The 12373-nt window shown below is 54.1% G+C and carries 7 protein-coding genes and 1 pseudogene; 2 read left to right on the top strand and 6 right to left on the bottom strand.

Annotated features, from left to right (window positions below):
* Positions 1 to 4 precede the first annotated feature (4 nt).
* The 6 genes and pseudogenes from PKY88_03040 to PKY88_03015 all read right to left on the bottom strand — a co-directional run bounded on the left by PKY88_03040 (position 5) and on the right by PKY88_03015 (position 9784).
* On the bottom strand, positions 5 to 3070 hold the full coding sequence (locus PKY88_03040; GenBank protein HOQ04175.1) for a family 43 glycosylhydrolase: 3066 nt from the start codon (positions 3068 to 3070) through the stop codon (positions 5 to 7).
* Between the two features lie 223 nt (positions 3071 to 3293).
* Positions 3294 to 5627 (bottom strand): immunoglobulin domain-containing protein, encoded by a 2334-nt coding sequence (locus tag PKY88_03035; GenBank protein HOQ04174.1) that lies wholly within the window; start codon positions 5625 to 5627, stop codon positions 3294 to 3296.
* Between the two features lie 30 nt (positions 5628 to 5657).
* On the bottom strand, positions 5658 to 6605 hold the full coding sequence (locus PKY88_03030; GenBank protein ID HOQ04173.1) for a PEP-CTERM sorting domain-containing protein: 948 nt from the start codon (positions 6603 to 6605) through the stop codon (positions 5658 to 5660).
* Positions 6606 to 6723: 118 nt separating this feature from the next.
* Positions 6724 to 8403, bottom strand: coding sequence for an NPCBM/NEW2 domain-containing protein (locus PKY88_03025; protein ID HOQ04172.1), 1680 nt, complete (start codon positions 8401 to 8403; stop codon positions 6724 to 6726).
* Positions 8400 to 8894, bottom strand: a complete 495-nt coding sequence (locus PKY88_03020) for a sigma-70 family RNA polymerase sigma factor (GenBank protein HOQ04171.1) — start codon at positions 8892 to 8894, stop codon at positions 8400 to 8402. The genes PKY88_03025 and PKY88_03020 overlap by 4 nt, the downstream gene beginning before the upstream one ends.
* 59 nt (positions 8895 to 8953) lie before the next feature.
* Positions 8954 to 9784 (bottom strand): annotated as a pseudogene (locus PKY88_03015) (type II secretion system protein).
* A 366-nt stretch (positions 9785 to 10150) separates the two neighbouring features.
* Here PKY88_03015 and PKY88_03010 point away from each other — a divergent pair.
* Both PKY88_03010 and PKY88_03005 read left to right on the top strand, forming a co-directional pair.
* On the top strand, positions 10151 to 10696 hold the full coding sequence (locus PKY88_03010) for a sigma-70 family RNA polymerase sigma factor (protein ID HOQ04170.1): 546 nt from the start codon (positions 10151 to 10153) through the stop codon (positions 10694 to 10696).
* Entirely contained in the window at positions 10696 to 12330 is a 1635-nt protein-coding gene (locus tag PKY88_03005; protein HOQ04169.1) for a FecR domain-containing protein, read from the top strand. Before PKY88_03010 ends, PKY88_03005 begins: the two co-directional genes overlap by 1 nt.
* Positions 12331 to 12373: the final 43 nt, after the last annotated feature.

Raw genomic sequence — 12373 nt, 5'->3', positions numbered from 1 at the left:
TTGTCTATTGTCCGCTTCGATTCTCACATCCGTCTTGACCGGGCACTGTGCACGCAAGCCATTCCTCCGCCAGATAGACCAAATCTTCCATATCAATCGCACAATCCAGTGTAAAGTCGGAGACGGCATATCCCAGCGCACCGCATTCATTATCGAGAACCGTCACAACCACCGGCTCGACCTCCAGCCCGTCATATTCCGGATCTGAGGCACTCTCGACCGTCACCGAAAGAGCAATCTCCTGTCGGTCATTTTCCAGTTCATTGTCATCCACAGCCGTAACCAGCACCGCCTGCGGCATATTCCAGTCCAGCGGCGTAAAGGTCAGAGAGGTCCTGTCCAGAAGCACCTGTCCCCGCTGCTGCTGTTCAGCCAGATGCACCGTCACCGTTCCAGCAGGCGGATTTTTCAGAGAGAAGAACAATGACCCCTGCCCGCCGTTTTCAGGAATTGTCAAGTCCGCCGGCTCTGCAACAATGCCGGCATACTTGACTTCATAGAAGAGAAACTCCGATACATCCAGTGCTCGGCTGCAAATGCGAACTTCATCAATCAGACCGAAAAACCGGTCGGTATGCCCTCCGTTGTACAGCCCCCGTGCGACCGACCAGCCGCCGCCGTGCCAGTCCGTCCCGACCGAATCATCCGCCACCAGCCGCGTATCCGGGCTGCCGGAAGCAGCCAGATTCGTTTCAGCGACAAGCTGATAACCGAGCCCGGAGGAAACATCATTCAGATACAGCCGCAGCCGCTGCCCGTCGCAAACCGCCGCCATATGATACCACCGGCCGTCATAGCGAATCACACCCGATGCCGATACCGCCTCGTGCCAGTAGCCCGATACATCCGCAAACTTTATCGCTACGGCATCCGTTGGAAGAATCTGAAAATACAGCGATGCCAAGGAACTGTTGATAGTCGCCACATCCCTTCCATCCCTCCCCACAATGGTCCGATATCCGCTTCCGCCGGGCTTAAACGACGCCTCAATCGTAAACGCAAACGGTTCCCACGTTTCCAAATCCAGTACGACATCCGTCCGGCCCGCCGAAGACGTAAACAATCCCGGCAGAGAATCTTCATTCTGAAGACTGAACTGATTGGTTTGCTGAATCTGCGGAACCGGCGAGGCAGGCACATCCGTTCGGTACACATGACCGGCAAAGGTATCCGACCAGCAGGACAAATGATTTCCGTTGCCGGATGCATCCAAAACCGCTGGATAAAACGCACCGTCGGACAGTCCTCCGTGCGGCACCCGCGCATCCGCCGGCCCTTCCTCAAACCGCCAGTAGGCCATCACACCGGGCATCCCACGCCGGCTGCACAGAAAATCCTCCGGTGCCAAGGCCGCCTGGCTGATTCGCACCTCATCGATATAGCCGTAGGCCCGGTCTGTATGTCCGCCGTTATAAAGCCCTCGTCCGACCGACCAGTCGCCTGCATCCCAATCCGCGCCGTCGCCGGCCCCTGCCGTCAGGGAGGTATTCGGGCTGCCGCTGGCCGCAATGTTGGTCTGCGCAATCAGCCGATAGGCCGTATCAACCCCCAGCTGCATCAGATACAGTGAAAGCGTCTGTCCGTCGCTGACGCCGGCCATCGCATACCACGGAACCCCCGCTCCGTCCGGATTTGTCGAATAATCAAAACTGGCAAAGGCATTCGTTGCCGAAACCGCCTGATGCCAAACCCCCGAAACATCGCAGAACTTAATCGCCAGCCGATTATTCGGCGTCGCCTGGAAATACAACGCCGACAACGCCGGCGTACCTGTGTTTGTTCCATAACTGTCCCGGCCCACAATCGTCCGGTACCCGCCGTTCTCCAGCTTAAAAATCGCTTCGACCGTAAAAGCCGCCGGCGTCATTGTTTGCAGCTCATCCGCCGAGCACCACATCGCCGGCCCGCCGCCCGTATTCTTCACACTCAGCGTATTCGCAGCCCCCGTCTGCGGAATCGGGGTTACGCCGACTTCCGAACGATAGGCATACCCGCCGCCCCCGCCCGTAGACCAGACGCTCAAATGATTTCCTCGTCCTGTCACATCCAAAATATCCGGAGCGTACACTCCATCGGAGGCTGTATGAACAACGAAACTGCCCGCTGTGCCGTCCTCAAACCGCCAGTATGCCGCCGCCCCCGCATTCTCCGCAACAGCCGGTGCCGGCTGCGGCACACCGCGTGTAGCAGTCCCGTGCAGAATCCCCTGTCCGTCAAACCACATTGGGTCCAGACAGATAAAACGATTCCAGCTGATTTCCGTATCCGTCTTCTGATGATAAATATGCCATAGATTCCCCCGGGCATCCTTCACAATCGCTCCATGCCCCGGCCCGTAAACACCGCTGCCGCTGGAAACAATCGGGTTGCCTGCATATTTTGTAAACGGCCCCATTGGATTCGTCGCCGTCGCATAACCGACTGCATAATACGGTGAATCCGCACCGCTGCCTGAATAAACCAGATAATAAATCCCATTGTGCTTGAGCATCCACGGACCTTCCGTCACCGACCCCCATTGCATCTCCCACGATTGGGATGGCTGCAGAATCATCTGACGACTGCCCGTCAGCTGGGTCGGACTGGACATCGGCTGCACATAAATATGACCGACATCACTGAAATACAAATACAAACTGCCGTCCTCATCCTGAAACAGATGAGCGTCAATAAAACCGTTCAGCAAAATACCCTGATTTACAAAAGGCCCGGTGGGCTTATCCGCTGAAGCCACCCCAATTTTCGAATCCTGCGTATAATAGAGATAAAATTTCCCGTCCGCCTGATTGTAAAATACATCCGAGGCCCAGACATTCACCCCCCCGGGCTCAAAAACCTTCGGCCCTTTGCTCCAATGAACCAAATCATATGAAGTATAAACATGATAACTGACATTATCCCCCGTAGGATACAGGTAATAGATTCCCTCATAATAGAGAACCGCCGGGTCCGCCGGCCCAACGTCCGAAATAATCGGATTCGTATAGGTCGCCGCCGCCTGCAAACCGGCCGATGCGGCCAAACCAATCCAAAGCATCGCTATCCACAATTTTTTTCGGCTTTTGCGCATAAGACAGTCTCCGTGATCTGCCGGCTGACAGAGGGACTTCTCTGGCCATTCAGGTTTTTTGCCCGACGGGGCAAACAAAGGCCTGAATACCCCCCATCTTCTGGAACTTGCTTTCCCAAATTATTGTGTGTCAAATAAGAATGTAGAGAAGAAGCAGATGGAGGTTTCCCTCCATCCGCTTCTCCCATCGCCAACTGGATCCGCCTTACCGAAAGACGTTTCCTTATAAGCAATCCGGATAGAGACCGCAGTTGAGCCACTGAGCGGCGATCTGAGCCAGGTCTCCCAGGTTCACAATGCAGTCGCCGTTCAGGTCATACTTGGCATCCGGACGAGCTGAGGTGACGCAGACCGACTGGCCGGTCGCCAGATTGTAAATCGCCGCTATCTCCGTCTCAGACAGCGGGTAGTTATACAGCTTCACCTCATCAATCTGACCGGCAAAGAAATGAAGGTTGATCTGCAGCGACCCAACCCGCAGAACCTGCGGTTCGTCCTTGGTACCCAGCGGAGCACTGCCGGTCGCCTCCAGAGACCCGTCCACATACACCCGAATCTCGCCGCTCTGGGCATCTCGTGTTGCCACGCAGTAATGCCACTGGCCGTCATTCACAATCTTTGTGGACTGAACATTCCCGTAGGCACCGCTGACGTCTCCGACCCCAAAGCAGAACACACTGTCCCGAAGGGCCGTGCCGAAGTCATTGTGATTGTAGCCGGCAATCTCGCCGTCCACCAATCCGTTGCCGTCAAACCATCCGTTGCCGACACCCGCTGTGGAGGTGGTTTTAATCCACATCGCAATCGTCATACCGTTCTGGATGGTTCGCGGAATCTCGACCGCTTCATTCGTGCCGTTCAGTGAAATGCACTGTCCCTGCACACCGGCCGCATAGGTCATCAGCAGATTCGGATCCGGCAGAATCGCCGTCCCGTGATACCCATTGATGGAATCGTTCAGATTGTTCTCAAAGGCATACCACGCCATCAGCCGTTTGACCTCCAGATAAGCCGGAGCAGAACTTGCCGTCACAGGGCTGTCGTTGCTGACCACGCAGTAATAGAATCCTTCATCCGCAACAGACACGTTGGAAATCGTCAGCGTCGGACTGCTGGTGCCCACCTGCACATCATCTGCCGGCGTCGCATTCGACTTATCCGCAGACTTGTACCATCGATAGACGGCCGGACTGACGCTGAATGCTTCGACTTCAAACACAGCGGTTCCGCCCGCATCCACCGTCACGCCTGCTGGATCTTCTGTAATCACCGGGGAAGAGTAGAGCGACTCAAACGTCCAAATCTCGCTGACCGGATTGTTCGGGTCTACATTCATCAGCGTGCTCTGCCCAACGGTAAACGACTGCTCATGACCTTCCAGCGCAGCCACAATCGCCCACTGATAGACCGCATCGAAGGCCCAAGTCATCTGATAGGAAGACTCCGGTGTATTCCCCGGATCCGTCCCTGTCGCTCCGACATAATACAAGTTCGGATCAGCAGATGCGGCATTCCGGACAAACACATACTGATCCACCACCGCCGGATTGACCAAATTGCTCGAATTCAAATCCGGATCCCGCGGGGCCTTCCACTGAAGGGTTGCCTGGACATTGTTATGCACCAAATCCGCCTGAAGCTGAACGGAAGGCGAATAAGCGCTGGAGCCCATCAGGAATGAATCCGGGGTCAGAGCCGAATCCGAAATCCGCACTTCATCGATATAGCCGTACGCCCGGTCTGTATGGCCGCCGTTATACAGCCCGCGGCCGACCGACCAGTCGCCCGCATCCCAGTCCCCGCCGTCGCCGGCTCCGGCCGTCAGAGCTGTATTCGGACTTCCGCTGGCCGTCATATCCGTCTGGGCAATCAGTCGATATTCCGTATCAACGCCCAGTTCCATCAAATACAGCGACAGGGTCTTGCCGTCACTGACGGCCGCCATCGCATACCACGGAACTCCGACGCCGTCCGGATTTGTCGGATAATCAAAACCGGTGAAAATATTGGTTTCGGAAACGGCCTCATGCCAATAGCCGGCCACATCGCAGAACTTAATCGCCAGCGCATTGTTCGGTACCGCCTGGAAATACAGCGCTGCCAGTGCCGTATTGGTGGGGGTCCCTGCCGTATTGGTTCCATAACTGTCGCGCCCCACAATCGTTCGATAGCCGCCGTTTTCCAGCTTGAAAATAGCTTCAATCGTAAACTGAGCGGGCGTCATATACTGGAGCCCCGGGGCCGAACACCACATCGCCGGCCCGCCGCCGGAGTTCTTCACGCTCAGCAGATTCGCCTCTCCGGTCAGACGAAGTTTCGGCGTGCCCACTTCAGAGCGATAGATATATCCGCCGCCTCCGCAGGTCTGCCAGACACACAGATGATTGCCGTTCCCTGACACATCCGGAATATCCGGATAATAAACCCCGTTCGACCCTGTATGAACCACACAAGACGCCGGCGTTCCGCCTTCAAACCGCCAATAAGCAACCGTGTTGGCCAGTACAGGAGCACTGATCAAACACAAAATTGCCGCTGCCATACACAACTTTTTCATATCTGTCTCCTGCAAAACTTCCGTTTTTTCTTACTGCCTGCGACGAAGCAGTCCCAAAGCACCCAAACCAATCAGAACAATGCTGGCCGGTTCCGGAATCAGAAACTCGCTGACCGACAGAGCTTCATCCGAAATCCGAACCTCATCGAGGAACCCGTACGCCCGGTCCGTATGACCGCCGGCATACATTCCGCGGCCGACCGTCCACGTGCCGGCAATCCAGTCAGACCCGCTGCCCTGCCCCATCGTCAGCGCGGTATTCGGACTGCCGCTGGCCGTCATATCCGTCTGGGCAATCAGCTGCCAGCCGGTGCCGGCTCCAATCTGCAGCAGATACAGCGAAAGCGTCGAACCGTCGCTCACCGCCGCCATGCTGTACCACGGAACGCCGATGCCGTCCGGATTCGTGCCCCAGTCAAATCCCGTAAAGATGTTCGAAGCCGAAACCGCTTCATGCCAATAGCCCGAAACATCACAGAACTTGATGGCAAGGCCGTTGCCCGGAATCGCCTGGAAATACAGTGCCGCCAGGTCCGGATTCCCCGCATAAGCCCCGCGGCTGTCCCGACCCACAATCGTCCGCCATCCGCCGTTTTCCAGCTTGAATGTCGCCTCAATCGTAAAGGCCGAAGGGGTGATAGTCCGAATCGGATCATCGGGATTCGTAAACAGAGTCGGATATCCGCCGGTATTCTTGACGGCAAACTGATTGGGCTGGCCTGTCCGCGGAACATACGAAATCCCTACATCGCTGCGATATTCATATCCGGCCCATCCTTCCGTCCACACAGACAGACCATAGCCGTTGCCGGAACTGTCGGCTGTCCCTTCATAATAGACACCATCCGGCAGCCCGCCGTGCGAAACCTGAGCCCGGTCCGGGCCTTCCTCAAACCGCCAGTACGCAATGGTCGATGCCTGAACCGACATCGCCGCAATACACATCAATCCCAGTACCGTAAGAATCCTGCTCTTCATCGCTTCTTTCCTCCACTAAAATAAGGGTTCATGAATTCACTTCTCCCAAACTCCTCACAACACACTCCACTTCACACACACACTTCACACTTCTATCAATCTGTTCACAAAAAGGCGCTCACATCTCCAGCCGCGGATTGCCGAAAACACACCAGTCCGAATCCGTCGCTCGCATTCCCGGCTGGCCCGGATGGTCCACATCTCCGCCGTCCGTCGTCACCAGCGTCAGAAACCGCTCCGTCTCCTTCAGCTCAATCCGAATCGGAACACACTGGCTCTTGTCCTGCAGACGCGTATGGAACCGCACCTGCCCGTCCACCAGAACCCACACCTCTGCATTCGGCGTTCGATCAATATCCGAAGACAAACCGGCCTCCGCCGCAAAATGAGTAAACCGAAATCCTGTCGGCAAATCCCGCCGGATCGCCTTCAAATCAAACGTAATCCCCAGATTGGCGTGCATAAAGAGACCCGGATAATCCGCCGTCCCGAACTCCCGACCCCCAATCCGGCAGGTCGCCTGTCGGTAAATCGCCGTTGTCAGGTCTCTCGCCGCCCCATTCACAATCTCCGCAAAGAAAACATTATTGGTCGGCGGACACTCCTGGAAAATATGCCCTTGACTGCTGACAACCTGCGGCCGGCTGCCTTCCGGCACAAACACCCCGTCAATATATCGTTCGCCGGCAAGGGACCGGTATTCCCGGCTTCCTTCCCGGTCTTCGCCTCGAATCTCCCCGCGCTTGCCGCTGCGCGGGTCAATGCCGATTTCCGGAGCTCCAGTCCCCCATCCGTTGCCTCCGCCGACAATATCCGCCAGACTCAGGGCTTTCTGGCCCCGCCAGACCACATTCGCCTTCGAATTAATCTGACGAACAAAAAGAGACTCCGCCAGCGGAATCTCCTGAACCTCCGATGTCAGCCCGGACACTCGCCAGCCCATCCCCTCTTTGGCCTCGACACTCACCTTCCGCTGCTTGTCTCCGGCCAACAGCCGCGTCAGCCCGCGGCTCACATGAAGTTCCGTCGTCCCGTTAAAGTCCGACTGAACCCCGAACTCCGTTCCCAAATCCACCACCATTACCGTCGGCGTTACGACGGAAAATCCCAGCGCCTCCTGCGGCACAATGCAGTACAGCCGTCCATACTGCATCCGAATCCGGTCCTCCGACACGATTTCAAACTCAGCAGGACCCTCCACCGTCACCGATGCATTGTTGTCAAATTTCAGACTCGCCACCCCACCGCGAAGATAATGATTCCTGCGGGTCGCAAGACGCGTTCCGGCCTTTAAAGCCCCGTCCGCCTCTCCCCACTTGGCCTGAATGCTGTCCTCCAGCGTCGCTACCTCCACCCCGCGGCGGAACGCAACCAGATGAGCATAGACCACCACCATCAGAATCGCCGCTGTTGACAGAATCAGCGTATAAATCGACAGCTTGCTCACCCGCGGACGCGTCTTTTGAATCTCTTTCGAAGGGGCAGATACAGGATCGAAGGTTTCCTTGACTACCGGAACCTCCGGAGCCGTCTGCTCATCTTCAGCCAGCGCCTGCCATAAATCCGCATTCAGCAGACTGTCTGCCGATCCTGCAGAATCCGCAGAATCCAGCCGTGACTCCTCATATATCTTCACAGCTGTATAATTCTTGATAAACTCCCAATAGTCCTCCGCCGCACCTGAAGTCTGAAACCAGCGTTCCAGCTCTGCAAGACCCGCATCATTCAGATCACCTTCAATCAGCCGCAGCAGCAGCTCATATTTCCGGTATGGTTTTAATGAGTCAGAAGGGTTCATAAAGCTCCGCCGGCAACCTTTCGCTCAATGCATAACTTCAGAAAATGAAGAATTCTTGACAGACTCTTGTACAGTGAATCCGCCGAACGACCGGTGTACTGCGAAAGCAGCTTCACCGGGATATTGTCATGAAATCGGAAGGAAATCAGCTTGCGGTCCACATCCTTGAGCGTTTGCAAACAGGATTTCAGAGCTGAAACCCGCTGTCCGATGTCGTCCTGCCCTCCTTCTGCAATCCGAAGAATCTGTCCGTAAACCGAATCCGAAAACAGCTTCCGAGACCGCTTGTTGGCCCGCAGATATTCCAAAACCTTATTGCGGGCTATTCCCAGTGCCCAGGCGGCAAATGGTTTGCCGGATTCATACGTTTCAAACCGTTCCCACAGAATCACGCTGGTCTCCTGAAACAGCTCCTCCGCGTCATTGCGGTTATGAATCACAGACAAAATAAACGCAAACAGCTTCGTCTGGATGCCCGTATACAGCCGCAAAAATCTTGCATGTTGAGAACTGTTTGAATTCATCTAAAAATGCCGATCTTGAAAAAACATCACCACCAGAACCACATCCCGATTTGAATCCGCGGGTTCATCCGAGCAAAACTCTTCCACTCCACATGCCCGTCCGCATAAGCAATCATTCCCCCTTCCGGCAGCAAAGATGCATTGTTCCGCTGACGGGCAAAATGATTCGTATTGTCCCATAAATTGCCGCCGCTCAGCTCATCAATCCCGCCCTCCGTCAACTGGTCAAAACTGCTGCCCTGACGGCTTGTTCCGTTGCTGATCACCGCATCCATAATCATCTCTCGTGTGCCGGCCGATTTCAGGTCGGAAATCCGACGAATCCAATGCGCAGGTTCCGTCGGATTGGACAAGGTGGTGTACTGCTGAGACCGATAAACCGGGGTGGTGCCGTTCATGTACATAATAATGTCAAACATATAAATATACGGCAAAACCCGATAATACGCCTTCAGATTAATTCCCCGTTCCTCCCGAAGCGGAACCGGATTCGGATACGGTCCGCTTCCCAACCAGCTGAATTGCCAAAAACGAGCATCATCATAACGTTTGACCTTATTGGCCGGGCAAAAGAACGTTTTGTTGTCGTCAAAACCCGCATAATGAGCCATTTGATTGGTGGTCTCGAACAACATATCCCACAGCCACCACAACCTTGCTCCGCCATCCGGCTGGAACGAAGGCAACCTGCTGTCATTGTCGTTGGAATACAAAAGGGCCCCTAAGGCCTGCTGCTTGAGATTGTTCGTGCACAATGTCTTCTGGGCATAGGTCTTCGCCCGGCTTAAGGCGGGAATCAGCACTGCCAGCAGCAGAGCAATAATCGCAATCACCACCAGCAGCTCAATTAATGTAAACCCTTTCGCTCATCCCTCCCTGTCCTGCTCATATTTTAAGAACGTTCTTTCCATTCGTCCAAATTCCTTTCTATTATCCTTGATTGTGGAACGTCCAAATCCACAAAACACTTAATCGGAAAGATTCCAATCTTTCCTACTTTTACTTGATTCTTATTCGAAAAATTGGAAGGAAAATCTCAAAAAAACACCCAAGAAAAACGAAAGTCCCTAATAGGAATAGACTTTAGAAAAATCAATTGCCCAATAGCAGATTATATGTATCCACAACCCTCTATATCGCATTCTTTTTTTTACAAAATAACAGGGGGGCAACGGTTATAATACAGAGAGGATTTTTATAAAACTACGCAGGATGACCTCTAAATGACGGCAGAACATAACGAAAAGATAAATCTCTGCAAAGAAGATATCTTTTTTCGCCATTACACCCAATGCCAAGGCGAAATCTATACTTACATTCTCACGATGGTTCCCAACTCCGCCGACGCCGAAGACATTTTTCAGGAAACCTCTTCGCTGATGTGGCGAAAATTTGAGGAGTTCAAGCCGGGAACCAGTTTTTCCGCTTGGGGCTGCAAAATTGCCTATTTTCTGATTCTGGAGCACCGTCGTAAAACCGCTCGCTGCCCTTTGCGGTTTTCTTCTGAAACGATTCATCTCCTCTCCGAATCGTACACATCGCATCAGAGCGGAAAACCCCACAGAATTGAAGCCCTGAAGACCTGCATCAGACGGCTGTCAGAAAAAGAACGGCTGCTGCTCAATCTTCGATATCAGCAGTCCCTGCCGGTCAAACAAATTGCCCAGCAGTGGGGAAAATCCATCGAATTGATTTATAAAAACCTCGCCAAAGTTCATTACTTTCTCTTTGAATGCATCGAGCGAAACCTCGTTTTGGAGCAGTCCTGATGGAATCCGTCCGCGAAAAATTTGAACTGACCCGAACCATCGTGCGAATTCTCGACGGCTCGGTTTCTCCGGAGGAATTCGACGCGTTCGAGCAGCTGCTGCAGAACAACCCTGAGGTGCGAACGTTCTATCTTTCTATTATTGAAAACACCGCCCACTTCCAGAAAGTTCCCGGCCTTTTTCAATGGGAACTATCGGAAGAAGGCGAAGAAGGTCTTCTCAAGCCGGAATTGTGGCACTCTTTGGCCGAAATGGAACAAGCGTCTCCGGCTATTGCAATCGAGAAAGAGCCTCCGGCTCCTCCGGCTCCGCTCCCCAAACCCTCTCCGGCCTTTCGAAAAAGCAGTCTGCTGCCGATGCTTGCCTCGATTGCCGCCGCCTTGATGATTCTTCTGTACACGCACTGGATGCCGGTTCAGGACAAACAGCATGGACAAATTCTCGAAACGTTTCAGGCACGTTTTGACGAGGAGTTTGAACATTTCTCCCCCGGTACTTCGCTCGGAAAACAAACCCTTCGCCTTCTGCAGGGGCTCGTACGGATTTGCACCGACCAGGGAGCATTTGTTCTTCTCGAAGGTCCCGCCGAATTCCGGCTCGAAAATGACAACCAGCTGTTTTTGATTCAGGGAAAGCTGACCGCTGATGTCTCGAAAAACGCCGAAGGATTCACGGTTCGGACGCCCTCTGCGTGCATTATTGATTACGGAACCAAATTCGGCGTCCTTTTGGACCAGTACGCCAGCACAGAAGCCCACGTCCTTGAAGGAACGGTGGAAATGCGTCTCGGCTCCAACCTCCGCACTTCCCAGAAAGTCGTGCGTCTCACCGCTTTTCAGGCCGCCTCCGCCTCCGGGCAAACCCTTATTCTTATTCCGCCGAAAGTCCAGGATTTTATTTATCAGATTCCTTCCCCGTTTGAGGCATCCATCCAGGCACTGAAGCCGACTTTGTATTTCCGGCTCAAAGAAAAACTTCCCCAAACCTTCACCGACATTACAGGGAAAACCGGCTTCCAGATTCACTTCTCCTCAGATCTGCAAGTTGTTCAAGGGCCTTTTTCGACTCCGGACAGCCCTTCTTACGCCCTTGCAATGATGCCTGAGCAGTCTGTCCGAATCTCTGAAATTTGGCCGATTTTTGAAAATGACTCCGGCGACTATACCGTTCTCTGCTGGCTTCGGCCGAATACAATTGAGCCGCAGCTCATTTGGTCTCACCGGACCGCCCAAACTGTTCCGGCCATTGCGGACAATTCCTATTATCGAGTCCTGTGCATCACCGAAACAGGCAACCTGGAACATACCGCCTATTACCCGAACCGCCGGCCGGATGCTCGGAAAGTCAATTCGATTGTCAGCGACCGCCCCCTCGAGCCGGGCCGCTGGTATTTCTTTGCCGTCACGCACGCTAAAGGGGCTCGGAAATTGATGTATATCAACGGACGCCTGTGTGCCCAATCCGCCCGTCCGCAGGAAACCCCGCTTGAACGGTACACAGAGCTGTCCTTCGGACAGTCTCTCGATGAATTGGGGACCGGATTTTCCGGTGCCATCACGGATATCGCCTTCTTCAATCGGGTCCTTTCGGAAAAAGAGATTCAGCATCTCTATCAAACCGCTGTCCGAAAATGACCCGTCCGTGACAGGAAGAAACCGTTTTCATCCGTTGTTTCCT

It is taken from the genome of Anaerohalosphaeraceae bacterium, assembly GCA_035378985.1.
Taxonomy (GTDB): Bacteria; Planctomycetota; Phycisphaerae; order Sedimentisphaerales; family Anaerohalosphaeraceae; genus JAHDQI01.
This window is presented reverse-complemented; position numbering and strand designations above follow the sequence as displayed.